This window comes from Gordonia sp. UCD-TK1, from assembly GCF_001691435.1.
Classification (GTDB): Bacteria; Actinomycetota; Actinomycetes; order Mycobacteriales; family Mycobacteriaceae; genus Gordonia; species Gordonia hongkongensis.
On sequence record NZ_LZMP01000019.1, the window covers coordinates 58,451 to 83,045 of the forward strand.

Here is a 24,595-nt window from a genome sequence, read left to right on the forward strand (position 1 = left end):
GCGAGAAGGCGAGAGAACGAGACGAACGGGGCTCGGCGGCGGACGGGCGCGGCTCAGCCATCGCCGGCCGCGGGCCGTCGTGGACGGCGCCGGCGCCGGCGCGGACGAACCGGGGGCGGTGGCTCGTTGCGGCGCTGGTTGCGCGCGGCGGCGGCTTTCTCATAGGCGTTGGGTTCGGTGCGGATGCTGTCGGCCTCGGACTGGGCCAGCCGGGTGGGGTCGGCGGCGAGTTCGGCGATCACACCCCGGGCCATCCGGGCGAGTCGCCGCTCGTCAGAGTACGTGAGCCGACGCGGGAGCTCGTGTAACGGCACCCAGGCCACCTCGGACACCTCGTAGTCGGCGTCGGACAGCTCGCCGCCCGTGCACCGCAGCAGGTAATGATGCACGGTCTTGTGGATCCGACGACCTTCGCTGACGAACCAGTAGTCGATCTTGCCGAGCGGGGCCACCACCGTGCCCTGGATCCCGGTCTCCTCCTCGACCTCGCGGATGGCGGTCTGCTCGGCGGTCTCGCCGGTTTCGATGTGTCCCTTGGGCAGCGACCACATGGTGCGGCCGCGACGGTCGACGCGACCGATGAGCGCGGCCGACAACTGGTCGACGGGGAGGTCGAGGTCGGAGATGACGAGCCCCCCTGCCGAGGTCTCGCGCACGGTGCGGAGTTTCTCGTTGCCCGCGCGGTCAGGGTGGGCGCGCTCGGCAGCCGGGCGTTCGGACGCACGGTCCGCCCGCGCCGTGCGCCGTCGACCCTTCGACGCCTTGCCGCCGGCCTGGGTCAAACCGGTCTTGGTCAGCTTGGCGCTGACGGCGACCATGTCCGACGGCTTCGGCGGGGTGACGCGGGGTCGCGCACGATCGGGATCGACCGGGAGCTTGTCGACGGGCTCGGCCTCGACCGGATCCGGGCACGCGGGATCGGCGGCCCGGGCGCGGGCGAGGTCATTGGGAGTCGGGTGATGAGTGCTGGGTGCCGGTTCGGAGGCCGGGTTGGGCGAGCCGGGTTTGTGGCCCGGCCGCGAGCCCGCCTGGCCGGGAGTCGGCTGCTTGTTCTTGGGTTGGGCATGACCGCTCTGTTTGTGCCCGTGCGGACTGTGCGCCGTCGGGGTGTGAGCGGGCGCCGCACCTCGGTTCTCGGACTTGCGCCGGCCCCGGCGGCGTCGGCCGCGCCGGGCACGACGCCCCTGGCCGGAGGCATTCTGCTCGCCTTGTCCGCCACCCTCACCGTGCGCACCCGACGAGACGCCGCTGACGTCTGAAGGGTTGGTCGAGGAATCGGTGGACACTCCACGATGCTAGCGGCTGGTCACCTGCAGTTTGTCCGGACGCCTCCGAGGGCGCGTAGGTTGTGGATTCGCAGTGTCGCGAGTGCGCCGGGGGTGTATGAGTCGTCGCCGACGAGCTGTGCGGCGGCGTCGTCGCGGGTCACGACGGTAGGGTGGCAAGCCGTGAACGACACTTCCCCGTCCGGTGCGGCGGCGTCTGGGCCATTCCGGAATGGGGCAGCCCAGCCGGACCAGGTGCACTCGGCGGACCCGGAACGGCGCACCCGTCTGCTCGCCGCCGCGGCGATCGCACTGCGCGACCTCGACGACGTCCTCGTGCCCCTCGGCAAGCTGTTCGAGACCGCCGGCCACGAGCTGTACCTGGTGGGCGGCTCGGTGCGCGACGCGGTTCTCGGGCGTCTGGGCAACGACCTCGACTTCACGACCGATGCGCGCCCGGAGACGGTGTCGCAGCTCCTCCGCGGCTGGGCCGACGCGTTCTGGGACGTCGGCATCGAGTTCGGCACGGTCGGGGTCCGCAAGGGCGACCACCTGATCGAGATCACGACGTTTCGCGCGGACTCGTATGACCAGGTCAGCCGCAATCCTGAGGTCACGTTCGGCAAGACCCTCGACGACGACCTGATCCGACGGGACTTCACCGTCAACGCGATGGCGGTCCGGATCGGCTCGGCGGGCGCCCAGGACTTCCGGGACCCGCTCGACGGGATGACCGCCCTGCTGGCCGGGGTCATCGACACCCCCGCCACGCCTGCACAGTCCTTCGGCGACGACCCCCTGCGCATGCTGCGCGCCGTGCGGTTCGTCTCTCAGCTGGGATTCCGGCTCGCGCCGCGCGTGTGGCAGGCGATCACCGACATGAACGGCGAGATCGAACGCATCACCGTCGAACGCATCCGCACCGAGCTGGACAAACTGATCTGCGGCGAGTTCCCGATCGAGGCGATCGACGCCATGGTCGAGACCGGTCTGGCCGAGCGGGTGCTGCCCGAGGTGCCCGGCATGAAGCTCACCATCGACGAGCACCACCAGCACAAGGACGTCTACCAGCACTCCCTGACCGTGCTCCGCCAGGCCATCGATCTCGAGGACGGCGATCCGGACCTGGTGCTGCGCTGGGCGGCCCTGTTGCACGACATCGGCAAACCCGCGACGCGGCGGCACGAACCGGGGGGTGGCGTCAGCTTTCATCACCACGAGGTCGTGGGCGCGAAGATGGTGCGCAAACGGATGCGGGCACTCAAGTATCCGAAGGCGGTGGTGTCCGACGTGGCGCAGCTGGTCTTCCTGCACCTGCGCTTCCACGGTTACGGAGACGGCGCGTGGACCGACTCGGCCGTCCGCCGGTACGTCACCGATGCCGGTCCCCTACTCGACAAGCTGAACAAGCTGGTGCGCGCCGACTGCACCACCCGCAACAAGCGGCGCGCCCGGCGGCTGCAGCAGAACTACGACAGTCTCGAGCAGCGGATCGCCGACCTACAGGCGGCCGAGGATCTCGAGAAGGTCCGGCCCGACCTCGACGGCAACGCGATCATGGAACTCCTCGGCGTGCCGCCCGGTCCGATCGTCGGACAGGCGTGGCGTCATCTGAAGGAGCTACGCCTGGACCGTGGACCGCTCAGCCGCGACGAAGCCGAGGATGCCCTTCGCGAATGGTGGGCGGCGCGCAGCGGTCAGTGAGGACTGCGAGACGCCCCGGGCGTTTCAGCTCGCCGGCGCGAACACCTCGATCGCGTGCGGTACCGCCTCGAAGACCGCCGGCAGCTCGCCGACGAGGTCACCGTCGACCGACACGAGGGCCGGCGGATCGCAGTACAGCTCGACCTCCGCGCCGCGCATGGTCCGGACGTTCGGACTGTCGATGTGCTTGCCCGAGAACACCTTCGGGAAGACGCGCGCAATCGTCCAACGTGCCAGCCGCGGTGGGTTGAGCGCGAGGGTCACGTCGAGCCGGCCGTCGGTGATCGACGCCTGCGGCGTGATCTTCATGCCACCGCCGTACGACGTGGTGTTGCCGATCGCGGCGAAGATGAGGTCGGATTCGACGGCCTGGTCGTCGACGCGGACCTGGTAGTGACGCGACCGCAGAGCGAGTAGTTCGAGCAGCGCCGCGATCGTGTACCGGGACTGTCCGCGCGGCCGGCGCATGTCGATGGCCCGCGCGGTGACCGCGGCGTCGAACCCGGTGGCGGCGACCGTGCTGAACAGCGCGGTCTGCCCGTCCGGGAAGCTGACCCGGCCGAGGTCGATGGGTCGCCGGTGGCCGGCCAGGATGACCTCGACGGCGTCGGCCGGCTCCAGTGGGATGCCGAGGTTGCGGGCGAAGTCGTTCCCGCTCCCGGCCGGGATGACGGCCAGCGGCTTGCCCGACCCGATCGTGGCCTCCACCGTCAGACGCACCGTGCCGTCGCCCCCCACGACGACGAGGACGTCGGTGTCCCCGCGGGCTGCCTTGCCGGCGAGATCGGCGGCGTCGGCGATGTCCTCGCCGACGATGATCTCCACCTCCACGCCGCGGGCACGCAGCAGTTCTGCGGCGTCGTGGGCGACGCGCAGGCCCGTTCCGTGCCGTGCGTACGGACTGGCCACGAGTGTGGCGTGTTCGATAGTCATATGAGTCGGCCCCCCGCCGTTCAAGTGATCCGTTACAGTGTTACACATCATGGCAATCCGTAACGAGGAGATCGGGGATCTCGTTCTGGATGCGGCACGGAGCTGTCTGCTGCGTAGCGGCGGACGCAAGGTGACTGTCTCCGAGGTGGCCCGACAAGCAGGTGTCAGTCGACCGACGGTGTACCGCCGGTGGCCCGACATCAACGAGATCATCCGCGGGCTGTTGACCCGCGAGGTCCTGGGAGTCGTCGAGGACGCGATCGGCGGACGAGGCGAACCCGCCGATCTGGATGCGCTGGTCGATCGGGTGGTCGCGGTCGTCGGCGCGCTCCGCGACGACGAACTGATCGCCTCGCTGTGGCGCGAGCAGCGAGACTTCATGGCGCCGTACGTCTTCGAGCGTCTCGGTACGAGTCAGCAAGGGGCGCTCGCGATTCTCTCCGACATGCTGTCGCAGGCCCAGGAACGGCGCCACGTCCGGGCGGGTGACGCCAAACGGATGGCGGCGATGGTGCTGCTGATCGCGCAGTCGTTCCTCCAGTCCGGGGCACTGGTCTCCGACATCATCGCCGAGGGCTGGAGCACCGAGTTGCACGAGATGCTGGCCGGGTATCTGCGTCCGGCCGGCGCGGGCGTCGACGGATGACGTCGTGAGCGCCGGTCCCGCGGTGCGACTCTGATGGCGACCCTGTCCGCCGACACCCGTCGTCGTGCGCTCGACCGTCTGACGTCCGGCGATCCCCTGGATCTGCTGGTCATCGGCGGCGGTGTGACCGGCGCCGGGGTGGCGCTCGACGCCGCGACCCGTGGCCTGCGCGTCGCGCTCGTCGAGAAGGACGACCTCGCGGCCGGAACCTCGCGCTGGAGCAGCAAACTCGTTCACGGTGGTCTCCGTTATCTGGCCAGGGGTGATCTGCGGATCGCGCGCGAAAGTGCCGTCGAACGTCATCATCTGATGACCGCCATCGCTCCGCATCTGATCGCTCCCCTCCGCCAGATCATCCCCGACCGCGGTGGCAGGCAAACCTCGATCATCCGATTGGGCCTGCGCGCGGGAGATGTGCTCCGACGCAACGCTGGTACCCCCGACTCGCTCCTGCCCCCGCCGGCCCGGGTGTCGGCCCTGGAGACCCTCGCCCGCTTCCCGGCGGTGTCGCCCCACGGTCTGCGCGGCGGTATCTCCACCTCCGACGGTCAACTCGTCGACGACGCTCGGTTCGTCGTCGCCCTCGCGCGGACGGCGGCCGGCTACGGCGCATCCGTCTGCACCCGGGTGCGGGCGGAGCGCCTGGACGGCCGCGGGGCCACCCTCACCGATCAGTTGACCGGTGAGAGCTTCGACGTCGGCGCGCGGATGGTCGTCAACGCCACCGGCGTCTGGTCCGGCGGCATCGATGATGCACTCGCCGTACATCCCAGCCGCGGAACGCATCTCGTCGTCGACGCGGCGCGGTTGGGATTCCCCGACGCCGCGCTGATGACGCCGCTGGGCACCTCGGTGTCGCGGTTCGTCTTCGTGATCCCCGCGCAGCTGGGGCGCGTCTACGTCGGCCTCACCGATGTCGCGGCGCCGGGGCCGATCCCCGACGTCCCGATGCCGGACGAGTCGGAGATCGACTTTCTGCTCGACGCCGTGAATCCCGCTCTCGCACGACCGTTGGATCGCTCGGACATCATCGGCACGTTCGCGGGTCTGCGACCGTTGGTCGACACCCGCGGCGGTCGCGACTCCGACGCCCTCGCCGACGTCTCGCGGCAGCACCACGTCGGCGTCCGCGGCGACGGTCTCGTCAGCGTCCTCGGCGGCAAGCTCACCACCTACCGGCGCATGGCGCAAGACGCCGTCGACGCCGCCCTCGCGACCACCGACCTCACCGCCGGGGACTGTGTCACGACCACGACCCCGCTGGTCGGAGCCCTACGGAACTCGCGCGAGCAGGGTCTGCCGGCTTCGCTCGTGCAGCGGTTCGGCGGGGAGGCGCCGGCGGTGGTGGACGCCGCCGTTCTCGCCGGTCCCCTGGATCCGATCGTCCCCGGCATCGACGTCACCCGCGCCGAGATCGAGTTCGCGATCACGCACGAAGGTGCCCTCGACGCCGACGACATCCTGCACCGGCGCACGCGGATCGGCCTCGTGCGAGGCGACGCCGACGCGGCACGGCCGGAGATCGAGCGGATCCTCGGCGAGGTCCTCGGGTGAGCTTGCTCGGCGTCAGTAACCCATCGTGCGCAATGTGTCTGCGACGCGGTCGAGTTCGGACCGGCGTACGTCGAGGTGCGGGCTGATCCGGAGCACCGGATGCTCGGTCGCCAGCGGTGCGCGCCAGGTGTCCGCGGCGGTGACCAGGACACCGAGTGACAGCAGTTTGTCGCGGGCCGCGGCGACGTCGTCTAACTGCCATCCGGGCGGTGGTGCGAGGGTGATGATCGCCGACGGCTCGTCGAGCGGTTCGAGGACCTCCCAGCTCGCGATGCCGTGGAGTCGTTCGCGGGTGACCCGGCCGATCTTCGCGAGTTCGCGGAAGACGCGCTGCTGGCCGATCTCGAGCAACTCGCGGACCGCGACACCGAGTCCGAGGCGACCGGCGATGAATGCCTCGGAACCGTCGATTCGTACCGGCCGCAACGAGTCTCGACGCACCGCGACGAACCCGACGCCACGCGGGCCGGTGAGCCACTTGCGGCTGGTGCCGTAGACGACGTCGGCACCGGTGACGGTGGGGACGTGACCGACCGACTGCGCCATGTCCACCACGACGGGCACACCGGCCCGATGCGCGAGTTCGACGATCCGCGTGACCGGCTGCACCACACCGGACATCGAGCCGATGTGGCAGACGTGGATGAAGTCGGGCTGCTCGAACTGCAGCATGTTCTCGAGCGCGTCGGTGTCGACGTGACCGTAGACGTCCCCGTCGGGCATGGTCCGTACCGCGTACCCGCGGCGCTCGAACTCCTCGAGGTTGGGCCCGAACTCGTTCTTCGCCACCCACACGGTCGATGTGACGGGCAGGCTCCAGTTGGTGAGGAGGGCGCGCAGAGCGGCGCGGGCGCTCTCACGGAAGACCACCTCGTCGCCGGTGTGTCCGATCAGGGCAGCGAGATTCCTTGTGTCGCGCGCGATCTCCTCGGCGCGGTCGTCGGCGGCGACATACGACCCGCGTTCGGTCTCCCGCCAGAGGTGCGCGGTCATCGCGCCGATCAGTGCGTACGACGAGCGGCCCGCCGAAGCAGAGTCGAGATGTGCCAGGGCTGGTTCGAGCCGGGCCGCATGCCACTGCTCGCCGAGATCGCTGACGTACATGGRCCACAACCTACCGGGTGGTCGAGGTGTCCACACCCATCGGGAACCGCACAGCGGGAACCCGGGCGCTGGGAACCGATCGATGGGAACCGGATTGGGCCCCGGTGCGTCCAAGACCTCATGGACCCGGCGATCGAGTATTTCTTCGGGACCGGCGACGGTCCGACGACGCGCTGGTCCGGGGCCGCCGACCTCGCGCTCGGGGAACCGCGGTCGGATCTCTTCGACGCGATCCGGCTCGACTTCGACGGCGACGGTCGTCGTGATGACGCGATGTGGGACACCGACGCCGACGGTGTCGCCGACGTCGCCGCGCTCGACACCGATGACGACGGCGAGCCCGACGCCTACTACCGCGACTCCGGTGCCGGTCTCTGGGACCGGCCCGTCGCGCGAGCCGATCTCGCCGGCGAACAACTGCCGCGGCGCGACGTCCCCGAGCGGACTCCGCAGCCCCCGGCAGCGCAGGTCACCCGGGTCGACCTCGACGACGACGGTGATCCCGATGCCGAGATCATCGGCGCCGACCGGGGCGGCCGGATCGTCGGCGAACGACTCTACGTCGACTCCGACGCGGACGGCGGCCACGATGTGGTGCTGGTGGACCTGGATGCGGACGGCGTGGCCGACGCCGCCTATGACAACCGGGACCCGCGGTTCACGCGGCGGGGTCGGTGACGCTGGGCCGCACCGTCGTGGGCTCGGCGGACCAGTGCCCACGCGGATGCAGGAGGCGCACCACGAGCATTCCGAGCAGGTACAGCACCACCCCGAGCACGACGAGCCCGACCGCCCGGCCGTCGTCGGGGATTGCGAGCGCCGCGACGGTCACCGCACCCACGTAGGCGATGTTGAACACCGCGTCCTGCACCGAGAACACCTGTCCGCGCACGGCGTCGTCGACATCGACCTGCATCGCCACGTCGCCACACAACTTGGCGATCTGCCCGATGAGTCCGAGTACGAACGCCGACCCGCAGATCACCGCGAAGTCGAAGCTGAGCACGGACATCTCGGCGACCGCCCCGACGGCCAGCGCGACGAGCAGCGTCACGTACCGGCCCACCCGTGCCACCGCGATCGGCGTGATGACCGCGGCGAGAAGCGCCCCCGCGCCGGTGAAACCGATGACCACGCTGACGCGGTCGACCCCGTCGCCGGGACCCATCTGGCGCGTCAGCACCAGGATCATCAGCGTGTTCATCCCGAACACCAGCCGGTGGGCCCCGATAGCCGACAACGCGGCGGCCACGGTCTTGTGGTGGACGACGGCGCGCGCACCGTGCCAGAGTCCGACCGAGACCGCGTGCACGGCCGAACGACCCGGGTCGTCGGGCTCGTCGGGACCGAGTTGCAGCGGTCGGAACCGATGCGCCAGCCCGCCGGAGACGACGGCCAGCACGATCCCGGCGACCATCGTGAGGGCACTGCCCACGTTGTCGTCGCCGAAGATCGCGCGGAGTCCCAGGGTGATGCCGAGACCGACCGTGAGCATCGCGCCGCCCAACGTGGTGAACAACGCATTGGTGGCGACCAGCACCTCACGCCGCGCGACGTGCGGCAGTCCGGCCGACAGTCCGGCCGCCACGAACCGGCTCGCACCCGTCGCGGCGAGGGCGGAGATCAGCACCACGACATCGGGTGCGCCGGAGGCGACGGCCAGTGCGACGAGCCCGATGATCAGCCCGCGCAGCAGGTTCGCGTACAGGAGGACGTTGCGTCGATCCCAGTGGTCGAGCAACGCGCCCGCGAACGGGCCGATGAGCGAATACGGCAGCAGCAGCACCGCGAGGCCACCGGCCACCGCGAGCGGATCCGCATGGCGCTCGGGGTTGAACAGGATGCTGCCGACCAGCGCGGCCTGGAAGATCCCGTCGGTGATCTGACTGGACAACCGGACCGACAACAACCGGCCTAGTCCCGGCGAGGAACGGAGGGAGTGGACGAACACCGACCACCCGCGTTGGTCACGGGTCACCTGGGTGCTGTTCACCGATCCAGCCTACCGAGCTGACGATGGACGTCGTCGGCCACGGACGTGCGATGATGGTCGGGTGGCCGGAGGTGAAGACGCAGACGATCCCACACCGGAATCCCGCCCCGGAGAACACTCGGCGGACAGCGGTGGTGGTGCGCGTATGCCCGGCGTCCCCTGGGATGCCGACCCCACGCCGCGGGTGCGCCCGGGCACCGCGCTGATCGCCTCGACCGATCTCATCGAACCCACCTTCGCCCGAACCGTCATCTACGTCATCGAGCACAACGAGTCGGGCAGTCTCGGGGTCATCCTCAACCGGATGAGCCAGACCGCCGTGCACAACCTCCTGCCGCAGTGGACCGACATCGCAGCCTCGCCGCGCGCCCTCTATGTGGGCGGGCCGGTGAACCAGGAGGCGGCGCTGTGCCTGGGGGTGGTGAAACCCGGCACCGACATCGACGACGTGCCCGCCCTGCGTCCGGTCGACGGCCGGGTCGTCCTGGTCGATCTCGACGCCGACCCCGAGCCCCTCGCCGAGGTCCTCGAGGGTGTCCGGATCTTCGCGGGCTACAGCGGATGGGGCATCGGGCAACTCGACGACGAACTCGACCAGTTCAGCTGGATGGTCGCCTCGGCACTCCCCCGCGACCTGCTTGCGCCGCCGGCGTCGGACGTGTGGTTCGACGTCCTGCGCAGGCAGGCCTGGCCGAAACCTCTCCTCGCGACCCACCCGATCGATCTCAGCGTGAACTGAGTCCGTCCGTCCGGACGGTGATGCTGAGCGTTGCCTGAGATACCCGGTGATCCACGTCACCCGCGGGGTGTTAGGTTGTGGACGCTTGATCAATTTTTCGCTGGACAAACCGTGGATTGCTCCAGCGCATGACATGCGGGGGTGTGCATGAGCGGGTCGAAGAGTGCGCGGGTTCTGGTCGGGGTGATCCTCGCGGTGGTCGCGCTGGTGGCGCCCATCGCCGTGGCGGGCGCTGCCCCGGTCGGACCCACCGGCGGCGCCGACGGGGCGCGATGGGCGGCGAGCCACGACGGCCCGCAACCCTATGCCGGCGTCAACGTCACCTGGGATGTGCCGATCCGGATGAGTGACGGCACGGTTCTCCGGGCCAACGTGTACCGCCCGGCCGACGCTCGCGAGCGTCCCACGTCGACGAAGACGCCGGTAATCGTCAACATGACGCCCTACACCAAGCTCATCACCACCGTCGGTTCCGCGGTGATGCAGAACCCGGTGCTCGAGCCCTACCTGCTGCAGATCGCGCGGTCGATCAACCTGTCCGGCACGCCGATCGACGGCATCAACGACATCGCGCACACCATCCGCGACGGCGGCGCGAAGACCTTCCTCGTCGACTTCGATCTGGTGCGCAGCGGTTACACGCAGGTCGTTGTCGATGTGCGCGGCACCGGTTTCTCGCAGGGAGTCTGGGACGTCTTCCAGTCGCGGGAACAGCGCGACACCATCGAGGTCATCGACTGGGCGTCGAAGCAGCGATGGTCCAACGGCAAGGTCGGGATGTCGGGTGTGTCGTACTCGGCGATCAACCAGATCCAGGCCGCGAACAAGAACCCGAAGGCACTCAAGGCGATCTTCCCGGTCGAGCCGGGCGGAGACCTCATCCGCGACATCGTCGCGCCTGGCGGCGCTCTGGGTGTCGGCTTCCTCCCGCTGTGGCTGACGCTGGTCAACACCACCAAGATGATCCCGAACGTCGCGTCGATGCTGAACGGCACCTTCGACTGGAAGTGGTTGGCGGACCGGATCTCCGACCCGTTCACCTTCTACCCACAGCTGTTCGCCGCTCTGCTCACCCCCGACATCTCGTCGGTGCCGCCGAACCTGAAGGCGTTGCTGGACAACAATTCCGAGCCGAGATCGTCGTGGCTCGACCACGCCGACCGCATCACCACGCCGACGTTCATCTACGGCGGCTGGTTCGACCTCTTCACCAACAGTGAAGTCCGGATGTACAACAAGATCCCGCTGCCGCCGGGCCAGAAGCAACTCATCATGGGCGACGGCTATCACCTGACGATCGGCGGTGGCCAGGAGGGCAGGCGCAACACCCCGCCCCGATTGGATGTCTTGCAGAAGGCGTGGTTCGACAAGTGGCTCAAGGGAATCGACAACGGTGTCGACGCCTACGGGCCCGTCAACCTCAAGCAGGTCGGCGACTCGTGGATCACCGCGCAGCAGTTCCCGCGCGCCGGGATGGAACGCCAGCGGCTCTACCTCAGCGACCGGCGCAGCGGTACCGCGGCACATGCGGTCCGTGACGGCAGCCTGACCCCGGCCGCTCCCGCATCTCGTGCCCGGATGACCATCGCGCCCGGACTGGCACCGATGTGTTCGCGCGACGCCGCGCAGCAACTGGCCGGTGCCCTCGCGATCTTCCCGTTCTGTGCTCTCGACGCACGCATCTCCGAGCGCGCGGCGCTGACGTTCACCACTCCCCCGATGACCACGACGCGCAGCGTGTCCGGGTACGCCAACGTGCGGTTGAACGCCGTGCTCGACGCCACCGACGGGTACTGGACCGCCACCCTCAACGATGTCGCTCCCAACGGGACGTCGAAGGTGCTGACCTCCGGCCAGGTGATGGCGTCGCTGCGCGGATACGACGACGCGAGGTCGCAGTTCGCGCCCAACGGCGACGTCATCGATCCGTTCTACGAGCTCACGTYGGCGTCACGCCAGCGCGTCGTGCCGGGCCGCCCGGTGAGTGTCGACATCGGTCTGCTGCCGACCGAGGCACTCATCAAACCGGGCCACCGCCTGCGGATCGACGTGTTCGCGATGAACTTCCCGCGCGGTCTGCCGTTGCGTCCGCTGTTGAACGAGTCCGGGCTCCGGCCGCAACACATCCAACTCGACCCGAACCGTCCGAGCTTCGTGAACCTGCCGCTGTCGACCCCGGTGGGACCCCCTGCTCCCTGAGGAGCGCCCGGAGCTTGCGGAGGGCGCGTCACGAAGGGTCTTCGCAACCCGACTCACCAGGACCCTTCGTGACGCTCGCAAGCTCGCTCCTCAGGGAGCGGGTGGTGACGCCCGCGAGCTCGCTCTCAGTATCTACGGCTTGGCGGTCGTGGACTATGAAAGAACCCGTTGTGTCGGAGCGGGCCCAACCTCCGCTCCCTGAGGAGGCCGGAGCTTGCGGAGGCCGTCACGAAGGGTCCTGGCGAGATGACGTCGCCAACCCTTCGAAGCCCGTCGACCTCGACGCGCTCCTTCGTCGCTTGCTCGGCCCGGCGGCCAACGCTCCTCGCACCTCAGTATCTGCGGCCTGGCTGCCGTCGTGGGGTCGAAAGAACTGCATCGTTGCCGCCCTATCTTGAAGCGCAATCTCTGCCGAACTTGCGCTACTCGCGTGCACTGTGGCGCCGCATTCTCGTGACCGACGAACTTCAACTCGACTCCTAGACTTCGATCGAAGTCCATCGGTCGAGTTGAAGTCTGCCGGTCGCGGGCCCGGCGCCCTCCGTTGTTATCTGCTCTACCCGCAGGCCGCTTTTCGGACTCCGGAACCGCTGACCTGGCGTTCTTTCGGATCAGGGAGCCGGGGTGGGCGCGCCGGCCGCTTCGGCGTCGTCCGCCTCGCGTCCGTACCGGGTCGCCAGCCACGAGCAGATCATGAGCTGGATCTGGTGGAAGATCATCAGCGGCAGCACGATGAGGCCGACGGTGGTGCCGGTGAACAGGACGGTCGCCATGGGCAGGCCGGTGGCCAGGCTCTTCTTGGTGCCGCAGAACTGGATGGCGATCGTGTCGGCGCGATCGAAGCCGAGCCGCTTCGGGAGCCAGCCGGTGATCGCGAGCATCACCAGGACGAGCAGCAGCGAGATGACGGTCACGGCGATCACCTGACCCACCTCCACCGACGACCAGATGCCCTGGACGACCCCCTCGCTGAACGCCACGTAGACGACGAGCACGATGGCGCCGCGGTCGGCGAGCTTGGTGATCTTCGCGTGCCGGGTGAAGAACGGGCCGACCCACCGGCGGGCGAGCTGCCCCAGTAGGAACGGCACCAGGATCTGCGCGACGATCTTCAGGACCGACGTCGCGTCGATGCTGATGTCGCCGGCGTTCTGCATCAGCGCGACCACCAGCAGCGGGGTCAGGAAGACGCCGAGGATGTTCGACGTGGATGCGCTGACGATCGCCCCGGCAATGTTGCCCCTGGCCATCGAGGTGAAAGCGATCGAGGACTGCACCGTCGATGGGACCAGGCATAGAAAGAGCAGTCCGGCATAGAGGTCCTCGCCGATCAACGGCTCGACAACCGGTTTCAGCGCCAGTCCCACGATCGGGAAGACGATGAACGTGAACGCGAGGATCGTGACGTGCAGCCGCCAGTGCCGGAGACCTTCGAGCGCCTCGCGTGGATGCAGTCGCGTGCCGTAGAGGAAGAACAGTGCGGCGATCGCGACGATCACCACCCAGTCGAGTGCCTCCGCCGCCGCGCCGCGAACCGGCAGGAATGCGGCCACCGCGACGGCGATGCAGATGGCCAGGATGAAGCCGTCGATCGGAGAACGATCAAGGAGATTCTTGAGAGTACGCATGGATGTGCCCCGAGATCAGTGATGTGAGACGACGCCGGCCGGCTCAGGCCTGGGCCGAGTCGCCTGCGCAGACGCCGCGCAACGAGCAGGCACCGCAGCTGCTGGTGCCGCAGTCGGCCGCCGGGGCCGAGGGGTTCTCGTCGGCGGCATGGCTGTGGGCGTCGCCGCCGGAACAGCAGGAACAGCCCTCGTCGTCGGCGGGTACGGCTGCAGCGGCGCGTACCCCGATCCCGCTGACCAGTCCGACCACCACGAGCGCGGCCACCAGCGCGACGAGTCCGAAGGCCAGTGCCCACCCGCCCGGGACGGCAAGGGTCGCGATGGCCCCCAGCGTGAGGATCACCGACGCGCCGAGAGTGCCCGGTCCGGCGATGCGGTTGGCGATGCGGAAAGCCTCGTCGGACCGCATGGTCTCCGCGGAGCGAACGCCGATCCAACGATTGCGCGGGAGGGTGCCGCGGAGTCCGCGGATTCCTACCACCGCCCAGAGTCCGGCCAGCACGAAGAGCAGTACGGCAACGGCGACGGACACGGCATTCACGACCCACAGCATACGACCGTGCGTCGTACCGAAGTGAATCGGTATCTGACGAGCCGGTGCCGCCCACGTCGGAGGCGACCGGATTGGGGGCGGCGACGGACAGGATTTACCCTGGTCGCGTGACTTCAGCCGAGAAGACGAGCGGCGACACCGCCGGCACGACCGCCCACCGCTACACGGCGGCGGTCGCCGGCGAGATCGAGCAGCGCTGGCAGCAGACCTGGTCCGACGAGCACGCCTACGAGGCGCCGAATCCCGTCGGGCCGCTCGCCGGTGACCTGTCCGACTTCGGTGGCGGGGACGCCGACGCCGCCGACAAGCTCTTTGTGCAGGACATGTTCCCCTACCCGTCCGGCGCGGGCCTGCATGTCGGCCACCCGCTCGGCTTCATCGCAAGCGATGTCTTCGCGCGCTACCAGCGGATGACCGGCAAGAACGTGCTGCACACGATGGGCTTCGACTCGTTCGGCCTGCCCGCCGAGCAGTACGCGGTGCAGACCGGCACCCACCCGCGCACGACCACCGAGCAGAACATCGAGCGCTACCTGGGCCAGATCCGACGGCTCGGGCTGGGCCACGACGAGCGCCGTCGGGTGGCCACCACCGATGTCGACTTTTACCGGTGGACCCAGTGGATCTTCCTGCAGATCTACAACGCCTGGTACGACACCGACCAGGGCAAGGCTCGGCGCATCTCCGAGCTGGTCGACGAATTCGCCTCGGGTGCACGAGCATTGGGTGGAAAGCACGAGGGGCGCAGCTGGGCCGACCTCTCCCCCGCCGAGCGCACCGAGATCCTCGACGACCATCGCCTGGTGTACCTGAGTGATTCGCTGGTGAACTGGTGCCCAGGACTGGGCACCGTGCTGGCCAACGAGGAGGTCACCGCCGATGGCCGCAGTGACCGCGGCAACTTCCCGGTGTTCCGGAAGCATCTGCGGCAGTGGATGATGCGGATCACCGCGTACTCCGACCGCTTGCTCGACGACCTGGATCTGCTGGACTGGCCGGAGAAGGTCAAGACCATGCAGCGCAACTGGATCGGACGCTCGCGCGGTGCGCAGGTGCGCTTCGACGTGCCCGGCGTCGGCGGCATCGAGGTGTTCACCACCCGTCCCGACACCCTGTTCGGCGCCACCTACATGGTTCTCGCGCCCGAGCATCCGCTCGTCGGCGACCTCATCACCGCAGCATGGCCCGAGGGCACCGATGATCGCTGGACCCGCGGCGGGGCCGACCCCGCGGCCGCGATCGCGGAGTACCGCGCGTCGATCGCCGCGAAGTCCGACCTCGAGCGCCAGGAGAACAAGGAGAAGACGGGTGTCTTCACCGGCAGCTTCGCCGTCAATCCCGTGAACGGAGAGCAGGTTCCGGTCTTCGTCGCCGACTACGTCCTCATGGGCTACGGCACCGGCGCGATCATGGCGGTCCCGGCCCACGACGCCCGCGACCATGAGTTCGCGACGGTGTTCGGACTGCCGATCCGCGAGGTGATCGGCTCCGACACCGACATCGCCACCGAGGCGTACGTGGGCGACGGACCCCTGGTGAACTCCGGGTTCCTCGACGGTCACAATGTCGAGGACGCGAAGGCGGCGATCGTCGAACGTCTCGAGGCCGACGGGGTGGGCACCGGGAGAATCCAATACAAGCTTCGCGACTGGCTGTTCGCCCGTCAGCGTTACTGGGGCGAACCCTTCCCGATCGTCTACGACGCCGCCGGCCAACCCCACGCGCTGCCGGAATCGATGCTGCCGGTGGAGCTTCCGGAGGTCGACGACTATGCGCCGGTGTCCTTCGACCCCGACGACGCGGACAGCGAGCCGTCGCCTCCGCTGGCGAAGGCCACCGAGTGGATGACGGTGGAACTCGACCTGGGCGACGGCGTGCAGACCTACACCCGGGACGCCAACGTCATGCCCCAGTGGGCGGGCAGTTCGTGGTACCAGCTGCGCTACATCGACCCCACCAACTCGGAAACCCTGTGCGCCAAGGAGAACGAGGCGTACTGGATGGGGCCCCGGCCGGCACTGCACGGCGAGAACGACCCGGGTGGCCTCGACCTCTACATCGGTGGTGTCGAGCACGCGGTGCTGCACCTGCTGTATTCGCGGTTCTGGCACAAGGTCCTCTTCGACCTCGGATACGTCACGAGTCGCGAACCGTACCGAAAGCTGTTCAACCAGGGCATGATCCAGGCGTACGCCTACACCGATTCGCGCGGCATCTATGTGCCCGCCGAAGAGGTCACCGAAGAGAACGGCGAGTTCTTTTACAACGGTGAGAAGGTTCGCCGGGAGTACGGCAAGATGGGCAAGTCCCTCAAGAACTCGGTGGCGCCCGACGACATCTGCCGTGACTACGGTGCCGATACGCTGCGCGTCTACGAGATGTTCATGGGTCCGCTCGACCAGTCGCGGCCGTGGGCCACCAAGGACGTGGTGGGGTCGCAGCGATTCCTGCAGCGCATCTGGCGACTCGTCGTCGACGAGGAGTCCGGTGCGCTCCGGGTCGCCGACACCGAGCTCGACGACGACACGAAACGGTTGCTGCACAAGACGATCGCCGGCGTCCGCGAGGACTACGACGCGTTGCGCAACAACACGGCGGTCGCCAAGCTCACGGTGCTGACCAACCACCTCACCAAGAACTTCGAGAAGACCGGCGCCCCGCGGGAGGCCGTCGAGGCGCTGGTGATCATGCTGGCTCCCCTGGCGCCGCACATCGCCGAGGAGCTGTGGCATCGGCTGGGTCGGGAGACCCTGGTGGTGCGGACCGCATTCCCGGTCGCCGATGAGGAGTGGCTGGTCGAGGACACCGTCGAGATCCCGGTTCAGGTCAAGGGCAAGGTCCGCAGTCGGATCACCGTCCCGGCCGACGCCGACGAGGAGACCCTGCGTGCCGCCGCGCTCGCCGACGAGAAGATCGTCGCGCTCCTCGACGGCGCCGAACCCCGCAAGGTCATCGTGGTGCCCGGTCGGATGGTGAACATCGTCCCGTGACGGCCCTCTCTGATCCGAGTGGGCCGTACTCATGCTCCCTGAGGTGCGAGCGAAGCGAGCCACGAAGGGCTCGCAGGGTGTCTCACCAGGCCCTTCGTGGCTCGTCGCTTTCGCTCCTCACACCTCAGGGACCAGAGATCGACGCTCGCTCCTCAGGGAACGGAGGCCGGTCGTATCTACTTCGGCGGCAACTTCCGCGCGTAGTTCGAACCGATCGCAATCCAGCGGGAGAGCTGGCGGTCGGTGGCGATGCCGGCGTCGTCGACGCGTAGCCATCCCCGGAGCTCGCGTTCCGACATCACCATCGGCCGGGTGTGCGGGTACTCGAGGAGGCTCTCGGTCTCCTCGGGTGCGACGCGCACCATGATCCCGCCCTTGCCGCTGGCGGCGACGGCCATGTTGCCGTTGATCAGAAAGGCCAGCCCGCCGAACATGCGCTTCTCGTCGAGGCCGCACTCGGTCGCCAGCAGAGCACGGATGCGGTAGGCCAGTTCCTCGTCGTACGCCACCGGTCCACATTATTCGGCTTCGGCCACGAACCGGGACTTGGCAAGGAACTTACTGCGCAGTAAGGTACTGCCATGGCGATCAACCTGGAGCTCCCGAAGAAGTTCGATTCGACGGTCGAGCGCACCCATATGGCTGCCGAGCACCTCTTCCGGCCGATCTCGCGGAAGTACGACCAGGCCGAACACGAGTATCCGGTCGAGCTCGACGAGCTGGCGAAGCTCGCCAAGCAGGGCCGATCCTCGGAGAAGTCCGCCGATGCCGAGAAGTCCGCCTCCGACGCTCCGTCGGTGAACGGCGCGAACATGCGCGGGCTCCTGTCGGCTCTGGAGATGAGCTGGGGCGACGTCGGCCTGCTGCTCTCCATTCCCGGCCAGGGTCTTGGCAACGCCGCGATCGCGGCCGTGGCGAACCCCGAGCAGCTCGAGCGCTTCGGCGACGTGTGGGCGGCGATGGCCATCACCGAGCCGAGCTTCGGCTCCGATTCGGCGGCGGTCTCGACGACTGCCACCCTCGACGGCGACGAATACATCCTGAACGGCGAGAAGATCTTCGTGACCGCGGGCTCGCGCGCCGACCACGTCGTCGTGTGGGCGACCATCGACAAGAGCGTCGGACGCGCGGCCATCAAGAGTTTCGTCGTGCCGATGACCACCGAGGGCGTGACCGTGGCCCGCCTCGAGCACAAGCTGGGCATCAAGGCCTCTGACACGGCGGTGGTCCGGTTCGAGAATGCACGGGTGCCCGCCGAGAACCTCTTGGGTTCGCCGGAGATCGACACCAAGAAGGCCTTCGGCGGGGTCATGCAGACCTTCGACAACACCCGCCCAGTGGTTGCTGCGATGGCCATCGGACTCGGTCGCGCTTCCCTGGAGGAGCTGCGTCGGATGCTGGAGGAGGCGGGTCACGAGATCGACTACGACCGTCCGGCGTCGTCGCAGCACGCCACTGTCGCCGAGTTCATCCGCCTCGAATCCGACTGGGAGGCATCGTGGTTGCACACGGTCCGGGCGGCATGGATGGCCGACAACAAGCAGCCCAACTCGACCGAGGCATCGATGTCGAAGGCGAAGGCCGGTCGGACCGTCACCGACATCACCAACAAGACCGTCGAGATCGGTTCCACGGCAGGCTATTCCGAGACCTCACTGGTGGAGAAGTGGGCGCGTGACTCGAAGATCCTCGACATCTTCGAGGGCACCCAGCAGATCCAGCAGCTGATCATCGCCCGGCGCGTGTTGGGGAAGAGCTCGACCGATCTGACCTAAGACTCTCGAGAGTCGGCCGCGAGCCCACCGGTCGCGACCGCCGAAGAACTCATCTGCAGACCTCAACTCGACCGCCAGACCTCGATCGAAGTCTGGCGGTCGAGTTGAAGTCCGGGTGTCGTCGAACGTCCTCAGACCTGCGCGATGAGCCACGCCGCGATCGTCTCGGCATTGTCGCGGTCGGTGGCCACGCCCGCATGCCCGGTGAACCGGTCGGAGTACGTGACGCGCACCCCGGCGCGCCGATAGGTCTGCACCAAGCCGGACACCAGCGGTTGCGGCGACACGGTGTCGACGGTGCCCGAGTCGATGCGGACCGGTAGCCCCCGATCAAAACGCAGTCGGTCGACGTCGTTGTCGCGCAGCACTTTCAACAATGCGGACTTCATCTCGTCGCCGCGCGGTCCCAGGAGCTGGGCCGGTGCGAGGCCGCCGAACGAGTCCGGTGAGGTCAGGTCGGCGTAGCAGCGGGCCTCGACCTGCGGACGGAGCCTGCTCGCCGCCGCTCTGAGCCCGCCGTTGGACATCAACTCGTCGAACTCGGGATCGGCTGCGGCCGCGCCATACCCGATGAGAGCGGCCAATCCCATCAGTTCGTTGATCGCGGGACCGGACACCGGAACGTGGGACGCCCCATCGAGGAGCGCGGCCACCTGCGTCGGCGGTGCGAGTGCCGACACCGCGCGGAGTCGGAGGTCGCCCCATTCCGATAACGGCCGCGCCGCGGCGGCCAAGGCGGCGACGGCGCCCTCGGAATGCCCGGCCACGACGACGTCGCGGCCGATCCGTCGGTCGTGATCCGCGACAGCCAGCGCCATGTCGACCGTCGATCGCGCCAGCGAGTCGCCGATGAGATACGGGTGCGGCCCGGGCCCGCCGATACCCTCGAAGTCGGGCCGTGCCACGGCGAATCCGGCGTCGAGCAACCGGCCGACGATGCCGTCACCTGACGTCATGCGGGGAAGTTCGGAATGACCGGCATGGGCCTGCGACGGCGCGCATCGGTCTGCAGCGCCGACCGTCATGTGATTCCACACGGCGAGCAGCCAACCCCCGGCGGGCGGCCGCGTCGACGGTGTGAGCAGCGTGCCGGTCATCTCCGTCGGGAGACCGCGGATGGACGTCGAGCTGTATCGCACGCGCAATGTCGAACCCGCTTGGGGGAGTGCGATGACCGGGTCCGTCACGGTCTCGGAGTCGACGATGCGCGGGACCACGTGAACACCGGCCGGCGAATCCGGCCCCGGACCTCCCGCCCTGGCGGGAGCTTGCACGGTCAGGGCCGTGGCGAAGGTCAACGCGACTCCGACGACTGCGGCGAGAAGCCGTCGGCCGCCGATCGATCTCGTGTCCTTCGCAAGCAGGGTGGGCAACGTCACCCGTAGCAGAGTAACCGGGATCCGGGTGCGCCGCGCCGCCTCTGCGGGTCGCAGCACAGATCAGCGCAGGAGACGTTGGCGCAGTGCGGCTTCGCGCGCGAGCCGTTCGGCGTCGCGGCGGCGGCGCTCGGCCATGATCGCCGACAACACGTCTTCGAACGGGGCGCCGGGCGGGGGAGCGGGTGCGACGAACGGCGCGACGTCGAACACGATCCTCCGGGCGGCATGGGCTCTCGGCTCGGGCTTCATGCCGTGGCGGCCGTTGAGGAACTGGCGGATGATCACCGCGAGTGGGTCGGGGAGGGCGGCCATGTCGGCGGACACGGCCCACGAGTGCAGGCCGGGTGGCATCTCGATGGGTGCCTGCTCGACGAGCCGGTGGCGGTCGCGGATGACGTAGGTCCCGGCGAGCAGGTCGCCCAGGCGCTTGCTCTTGCGCGAGATGGCCGCCGAGATCAGCGCTGGGAGTCCCAGGCACGCATACAGTTCGACGAAGCCGACGAGTGCTCGGGTCAGGGAGTGGCGGAACCCGGTCGGGCCCGCGTCATCGCGGACTGTTCGGAGGCCCAGGACGAGGTGTCCCACGGTCTTCCCCGGGGTCACGGTCTCCAGCAGCGTCGGGAGTGCGACGACGGCGACGATCGGGATCAGGGTGTTGATGGTTCCCCGCCACGCCTCGCTCGCCTCGCCGGCGACCTTGAACGACATCCACCACAGGAACAACCACAGTCCGAACCCCAGCAGGACGTCGATGATGCCGGAGAGAATCCGGTAGCCGAGGTTCGCCGGCGGGAGTGCGAGAGCGACCGCCTCGCCGGAGACGAGGTCGTTGCGTCCGACGCCGACTGTCGTCGTGGCGCCCGCGCCCCACGCGACCGGACCGGGTCGGCCGGCGACGGGTGCACCCGGGCCCGCGGGGGCCCGAGGCGGCACTGGACGAGACATCACGCCTCACCCTACGACGCAATTCGTCGACAGGGCATCGGGAACTCACAGCCCCGACGTCCGCTGAATGACACGTGCCGCGGAGGCGAGAATGCCCGATACGCTGGCCGAGTGGATCTCGACGCCTATGTGTCCGCGCACCGCGCGACGTGGGAGCGGCTTGACGCGCTCTCCCGGCGGCGCCGGCTCACCGGCGCCGAGGCCGACGAGATGATCGACATCTATCAACGGGTGGCCACCCACCTGTCGGTCATCCGCTCGACGGCGCCCGATGCCACGTTGGTGGCGTACCTGTCAGCCCTCCTGGCCCGCGCCCGCGGTCGCGCGACCGGAACCCGGGTCAGTACTCCGGCGATGGTGATCGAGTTCTTCACCCGGTCGTTCCCCGCGGCCCTGTACCGGATGCGCTGGTGGTGGATCTCGGTGATGGGCGGATCGCTCGGGGCGGCTGCGGTCATGACGTGGTGGGTCCTGGCGCACCCGCGGATCGAGAGTTCGTTCGCGTCGCCCGCGGAGATCGAGCGTCTCGTCACCAACGACTTCGAGAACTACTACAGCGAATACGAGGCGACCTCGTTCGCCGCCCGCGTGTGGACCAACAACTTCTGGCTGGCCGCCCTGTGTATCGCCCTAGGCGTCTTCGGGTTTCCGGTGATCTGGATGCTCTACACGAACATCCTCAATCTGGTGGTCGTGGCGTCGATCATGATCCGGCACGGTCGTGGTGATCTGTTCTTCGGACTGATCCTGCCGCACGGAATGCTCGAACTGACCTGCCTGTTCGTCGCCGCGGGAGTCGGTCTGCGGATCTTCTGGGCGTGGGTGGCCCCGGGGAACCGGACGCGTGCAACGGCTCTCGGGGAGGAGGGCCGAGCAGCGGTCGGTGTCGCGCTGGGTCTGGTCGTCGTGCTGCTGCTGTGCGGGGTCATCGAAGCGTTCGTCACGCCGTCCCCGCTGCCGACCTGGGCCCGGATCGGGATCGGTGTGACGGCGTGGACGCTCTTCATGGCGTACGTCTTCATCGCCGGGCGCCGCGCGTACGAGTACGGCGACACCGGCGATCTCGACGAGGCAGAACGCGGGCTCACCGTCCCGACGGCGAGATAGCGGCCCGTCGACGTCGAACCGGAATGGAACGACGCCTACGATCACCGGGGAGAGTCGACGACGACGAAGGGGAACACTCTGATGGCAACTCGCAAGGGATCACTCGACGCTGTTTCGCTGCTGGGCGGGGGACTGGCCGCCACCGGGGTTGCGCACTTCATCAAGCCCGAGATCTTCGCCCCGATCACCGAGCCGGTGTTCCCCGACGACACCACCACCTGGACCTACCGCAACGGTGCCTGCGAGACCGCCATCGGCCTCGCACTGGTGTCGCCGCGGACCCGCCGGCTGGGCCTGGCCGGGCTGGCCGGCTACGTCGGGTTCCTCGGTTACCGGGCGGCTCTCGCGAAGAAGTGATCCGTTGCTCCTCAATCCGAAAGATTGACCTGACCACTGCTCCCTGAGCCTGAATCTTTCATGGGTGGCTGGGTTTTCGTCGATCAACGGTCGGTGTGGGGTTGTGGGGTTGGTGTTGGTGTGTGGGCAGGGTGGGTCGCCAGCGTTCGGTTCGCTGGTTGTTCTCAGTTCCTGGTGGGGGTGGGGGCTGCGGTGACCGGGTGCGTGTGACAGGGGGCTGGTTAGGCGGTGAGGCGTTGCCAGCCGTGGTGTATGTGGTGGTTGTAGGGCCAGTCGGTGGGTAGTCGCAGGGTGGTGGTGCGGGCGTGGGTGATGATTTTGCCGGCGACGGTGAGTAGGCGGTGGCGTAGGCGTTTGGGTTCCCAGCGGCGGATGGGGTCGTGGCGGGTGTAGCCGAGGGTTTGAGTCCAGGCGAGTAGGTCGGAGGCTAGGGCGACGATGTCGAGCCACAGTTGGTTTTTGGCGAATTCCTCGAAGGGCAGGTTGGCCATGCCGGTGTCTTTGAGGCAGCGGATACGGTCCTCGGCGCGGGCGCGTTGACGGTGTCGTAGTTCCAGGGTCGGTAGGGTCCAGCCGCGGCCGCGGGTGTTGGTGGCGAACACGGTGTAGCGGCGGCCCTCGATATCGGTGATGAGGTGTTGGGCTCCGTTGTGGGGGTATTCACGGCGCACGATCAGCCGCATCCCCGATGGCCAGGACTTGTAGCCGGGTTCTGCGGCACGGGTGGCCGGCGGTAGGTAGCGGGTGATCTCGGCGACCTGGGCATCAGCTCGCGGATCGGCGTCGGCGTTGTTGACCGCGGTGACCCAGGCAGCCTCGGGCAGCACGTCTAGGGCTTCTTTGACCAGTTCGGTGATGGTGAACCCGACCGAGTACTGCAGATTCTGCTCGGCCAGGTAGGCCAGGAACTCTTTGGCACACCCGGCCGAATCGGTACGGATGAGCACGTGGGCGCGTTCGGCAGCGGGCAACTGCGCCACCGCCCTTTCGGTGGCGGCGATGTGCATGTCCGCACCCTTGGGGGAGGCGCCCCCACGCCGCAGGTCCAGGTTCAGTGTTTCCCCGGTGCCGTAGGCGCCGTGGTCGACGAACGAACACATCGGGGAATGCCCGAACACCCGTTTATACGTTTTCTGGGCCTGTTCTTTGGCCGATCCGGCCGTCACGGTCGTGGCATCGAGATCGACGGTCACCAGCCCGCCATCGACGCTGCCCGCGGCGCCTTCCAGTGGGCGGGCGATGTCCCACACCCGTTCCCGCGCGGCGGCGCGAGCCGCACCGATCGCGGTACTGACCGCCTCGACATCAGCAGCGAGTCGGGTGATCACCCGCGAGATCGTGGGATCAGAGGCCACCTGCCCATACAACTGTGGTTGAGCACGGACTGTGGCCACATCGGCCACACAGTCACCACCGGTCGCCAAGGTCTGAACCGCCCCGGGTCTGTCGGAGGCTCTCGAACCTGTGAAGGATGGAGAGCATGGCAGCACCACGCAAGTACAGTGAGGAACTCAAGGACCGGGCCACCCGGATGGCATGTGAAGCGCGACAAGATCCCGATTCGTCGAGAGGTGCGATCAAGCGGATCGCCGATCAGCTCGGAGTCCATCCCGAGGCGTTGCGCAATTGGGTTCGTCAGGCCGAGATCGACGGCGGGGTCCGCCCGGGCACCACGAGTGAGGACGCTGACCGCATCGCGGCGTTGGAGCGGGAGAACCGTGAAC

At 68.3% G+C, this 24,595-nt stretch carries 22 protein-coding genes; 11 read left to right on the forward strand and 11 right to left on the reverse strand.

Annotation, left to right across the window (positions count from 1 at the left end; genetic code table 11):
• Nucleotides 1-53: 53 nt before the first annotated feature.
• On the reverse strand, nucleotides 54-1,286 hold the full coding sequence (locus A9310_RS12305) for an NUDIX hydrolase (RefSeq protein ID WP_065630857.1): 1,233 nt from the start codon (nucleotides 1,284-1,286) through the stop codon (nucleotides 54-56).
• Nucleotides 1,287-1,306: 20 nt separating this feature from the next.
• A complete protein-coding gene (locus tag A9310_RS26470) occupies nucleotides 1,307-1,429 on the reverse strand; it encodes a hypothetical protein (protein WP_302621816.1) in 123 nt (40 codons plus the stop codon).
• A gap of 91 nt (nucleotides 1,430-1,520) precedes the next feature.
• Between A9310_RS26470 and A9310_RS12310 the strand changes: the two genes are divergently transcribed.
• Nucleotides 1,521-2,969, forward strand: a complete 1,449-nt coding sequence (locus A9310_RS12310) for a CCA tRNA nucleotidyltransferase (RefSeq protein ID WP_058253767.1) — start codon at nucleotides 1,521-1,523, stop codon at nucleotides 2,967-2,969.
• A gap of 24 nt (nucleotides 2,970-2,993) precedes the next feature.
• On the opposite strand, the gene A9310_RS12315 is transcribed toward A9310_RS12310, so the two are convergent.
• Complete coding sequence (locus A9310_RS12315) at nucleotides 2,994-3,902, reverse strand: diacylglycerol kinase family protein (RefSeq protein WP_065630858.1); 909 nt, start codon at nucleotides 3,900-3,902, stop codon at nucleotides 2,994-2,996.
• A gap of 49 nt (nucleotides 3,903-3,951) precedes the next feature.
• Between A9310_RS12315 and A9310_RS12320 the strand changes: the two genes are divergently transcribed.
• Nucleotides 3,952-4,548 (forward strand): TetR/AcrR family transcriptional regulator, encoded by a 597-nt coding sequence (locus A9310_RS12320; protein ID WP_065630859.1) that lies wholly within the window; start codon nucleotides 3,952-3,954, stop codon nucleotides 4,546-4,548.
• A gap of 33 nt (nucleotides 4,549-4,581) precedes the next feature.
• The gene (locus tag A9310_RS12325; protein WP_065630860.1) at nucleotides 4,582-6,102 is read left to right on the forward strand and encodes a glycerol-3-phosphate dehydrogenase/oxidase; all 1,521 of its coding nucleotides are present in this window, start codon (nucleotides 4,582-4,584) and stop codon (nucleotides 6,100-6,102) included.
• Between the two features lie 12 nt (nucleotides 6,103-6,114).
• Here the strand turns inward: A9310_RS12325 and A9310_RS12330 are convergent, their stop codons facing one another.
• Nucleotides 6,115-7,206, reverse strand: a complete 1,092-nt coding sequence (locus A9310_RS12330; protein ID WP_065630861.1) for an aminotransferase class V-fold PLP-dependent enzyme — start codon at nucleotides 7,204-7,206, stop codon at nucleotides 6,115-6,117.
• Between the two features lie 120 nt (nucleotides 7,207-7,326).
• Between A9310_RS12330 and A9310_RS12335 the strand changes: the two genes are divergently transcribed.
• The gene (locus tag A9310_RS12335) at nucleotides 7,327-7,884 is read left to right on the forward strand and encodes a hypothetical protein (protein ID WP_065630862.1); all 558 of its coding nucleotides are present in this window, start codon (nucleotides 7,327-7,329) and stop codon (nucleotides 7,882-7,884) included.
• Here A9310_RS12335 and A9310_RS12340 read toward each other — a convergent pair.
• Nucleotides 7,865-9,199 carry an MFS transporter gene (locus A9310_RS12340; RefSeq protein ID WP_065630863.1) on the reverse strand — a complete coding sequence of 445 codons (1,335 nt, stop codon included), beginning with the start codon at nucleotides 9,197-9,199 and terminating at the stop codon, nucleotides 7,865-7,867. The genes A9310_RS12335 and A9310_RS12340 overlap by 20 nt on opposite strands.
• Nucleotides 9,200-9,344: 145 nt before the next feature.
• Between A9310_RS12340 and A9310_RS12345 the strand changes: the two genes are divergently transcribed.
• Both A9310_RS12345 and A9310_RS12350 read left to right on the forward strand, forming a co-directional pair.
• Nucleotides 9,345-9,938, forward strand: coding sequence for a YqgE/AlgH family protein (locus tag A9310_RS12345; protein ID WP_065630864.1), 594 nt, complete (start codon nucleotides 9,345-9,347; stop codon nucleotides 9,936-9,938).
• A 147-nt stretch (nucleotides 9,939-10,085) separates the two neighbouring features.
• Nucleotides 10,086-12,137, forward strand: coding sequence for a CocE/NonD family hydrolase (locus A9310_RS12350; protein ID WP_065630865.1), 2,052 nt, complete (start codon nucleotides 10,086-10,088; stop codon nucleotides 12,135-12,137).
• A gap of 611 nt (nucleotides 12,138-12,748) precedes the next feature.
• Here A9310_RS12350 and A9310_RS12355 read toward each other — a convergent pair.
• Both A9310_RS12355 and A9310_RS12360 read right to left on the reverse strand, forming a co-directional pair.
• Nucleotides 12,749-13,765: a bile acid:sodium symporter family protein gene (locus A9310_RS12355; protein WP_065630866.1), complete on the reverse strand. Its 1,017-nt coding sequence runs from the start codon at nucleotides 13,763-13,765 to the stop codon at nucleotides 12,749-12,751.
• A 43-nt stretch (nucleotides 13,766-13,808) separates the two neighbouring features.
• Nucleotides 13,809-14,318: an SdpI family protein gene (locus tag A9310_RS12360; protein WP_065630867.1), complete on the reverse strand. Its 510-nt coding sequence runs from the start codon at nucleotides 14,316-14,318 to the stop codon at nucleotides 13,809-13,811.
• Nucleotides 14,319-14,425: 107 nt separating this feature from the next.
• Here A9310_RS12360 and leuS point away from each other — a divergent pair, with 107 nt between their 5' ends.
• Nucleotides 14,426-17,308, forward strand: a complete 2,883-nt coding sequence (gene leuS, locus A9310_RS12365; RefSeq protein ID WP_065630868.1) for a leucine--tRNA ligase — start codon at nucleotides 14,426-14,428, stop codon at nucleotides 17,306-17,308.
• Between the two features lie 176 nt (nucleotides 17,309-17,484).
• On the opposite strand, the gene A9310_RS12370 is transcribed toward leuS, so the two are convergent.
• Nucleotides 17,485-17,817: a TfoX/Sxy family protein gene (locus A9310_RS12370; RefSeq protein WP_065630869.1), complete on the reverse strand. Its 333-nt coding sequence runs from the start codon at nucleotides 17,815-17,817 to the stop codon at nucleotides 17,485-17,487.
• A gap of 72 nt (nucleotides 17,818-17,889) precedes the next feature.
• On the opposite strand from A9310_RS12370, the gene A9310_RS12375 reads away from it, so the two are divergent.
• Nucleotides 17,890-19,083 (forward strand): acyl-CoA dehydrogenase family protein, encoded by a 1,194-nt coding sequence (locus A9310_RS12375; RefSeq protein ID WP_065630870.1) that lies wholly within the window; start codon nucleotides 17,890-17,892, stop codon nucleotides 19,081-19,083.
• A 131-nt stretch (nucleotides 19,084-19,214) separates the two neighbouring features.
• On the opposite strand, the gene A9310_RS12380 is transcribed toward A9310_RS12375, so the two are convergent.
• Nucleotides 19,215-20,462, reverse strand: a complete 1,248-nt coding sequence (locus A9310_RS12380; protein ID WP_368072717.1) for a lipase family protein — start codon at nucleotides 20,460-20,462, stop codon at nucleotides 19,215-19,217.
• A gap of 60 nt (nucleotides 20,463-20,522) precedes the next feature.
• The gene (locus tag A9310_RS12385) at nucleotides 20,523-21,407 is read right to left on the reverse strand and encodes an RDD family protein (protein ID WP_065630871.1); all 885 of its coding nucleotides are present in this window, start codon (nucleotides 21,405-21,407) and stop codon (nucleotides 20,523-20,525) included.
• A 111-nt stretch (nucleotides 21,408-21,518) separates the two neighbouring features.
• On the opposite strand from A9310_RS12385, the gene A9310_RS12390 reads away from it, so the two are divergent.
• Nucleotides 21,519-22,514: a stage II sporulation protein M gene (locus A9310_RS12390; RefSeq protein WP_065630872.1), complete on the forward strand. Its 996-nt coding sequence runs from the start codon at nucleotides 21,519-21,521 to the stop codon at nucleotides 22,512-22,514.
• Nucleotides 22,515-22,595: 81 nt separating this feature from the next.
• The gene (locus A9310_RS12395) at nucleotides 22,596-22,871 is read left to right on the forward strand and encodes a hypothetical protein (RefSeq protein ID WP_065630873.1); all 276 of its coding nucleotides are present in this window, start codon (nucleotides 22,596-22,598) and stop codon (nucleotides 22,869-22,871) included.
• Between the two features lie 221 nt (nucleotides 22,872-23,092).
• Here A9310_RS12395 and A9310_RS12400 read toward each other — a convergent pair whose 3' ends face one another.
• Nucleotides 23,093-24,364 carry an IS1380 family transposase gene (locus A9310_RS12400; protein ID WP_083207356.1) on the reverse strand — a complete coding sequence of 424 codons (1,272 nt, stop codon included), beginning with the start codon at nucleotides 24,362-24,364 and terminating at the stop codon, nucleotides 23,093-23,095.
• Between A9310_RS12400 and A9310_RS12405 the strand changes: the two genes are divergently transcribed.
• Nucleotides 24,352-24,595: transposase (locus A9310_RS12405; protein WP_065630881.1), on the forward strand; the 244-nt coding region annotated here is incomplete at its 3' end. The genes A9310_RS12400 and A9310_RS12405 overlap by 13 nt on opposite strands.

Coding starts and splice junctions, on each gene's coding strand:
- A9310_RS12315 (WP_065630858.1), bottom strand. CDS start 3,902: ATGACTATCGAACACGCCACACTCGTGGCCAGTCCGTACGCACGGCAC.
- A9310_RS12320 (WP_065630859.1), top strand. CDS start 3,952: ATGGCAATCCGTAACGAGGAGATCGGGGATCTCGTTCTGGATGCGGCA.
- A9310_RS12325 (WP_065630860.1), top strand. CDS start 4,582: ATGGCGACCCTGTCCGCCGACACCCGTCGTCGTGCGCTCGACCGTCTG.
- A9310_RS12330 (WP_065630861.1), bottom strand. CDS start 7,206: ATGTACGTCAGCGATCTCGGCGAGCAGTGGCATGCGGCCCGGCTCGAA.
- A9310_RS12335 (WP_065630862.1), top strand. CDS start 7,327: ATGGACCCGGCGATCGAGTATTTCTTCGGGACCGGCGACGGTCCGACG.
- A9310_RS12345 (WP_065630864.1), top strand. CDS start 9,345: ATGCCCGGCGTCCCCTGGGATGCCGACCCCACGCCGCGGGTGCGCCCG.
- A9310_RS12355 (WP_065630866.1), bottom strand. CDS start 13,765: ATGCGTACTCTCAAGAATCTCCTTGATCGTTCTCCGATCGACGGCTTC.
- A9310_RS12360 (WP_065630867.1), bottom strand. CDS start 14,318: ATGCTGTGGGTCGTGAATGCCGTGTCCGTCGCCGTTGCCGTACTGCTC.
- A9310_RS12375 (WP_065630870.1), top strand. CDS start 17,890: ATGGCGATCAACCTGGAGCTCCCGAAGAAGTTCGATTCGACGGTCGAG.
- A9310_RS12385 (WP_065630871.1), bottom strand. CDS start 21,407: ATGTCTCGTCCAGTGCCGCCTCGGGCCCCCGCGGGCCCGGGTGCACCC.
- A9310_RS12395 (WP_065630873.1), top strand. CDS start 22,596: ATGGCAACTCGCAAGGGATCACTCGACGCTGTTTCGCTGCTGGGCGGG.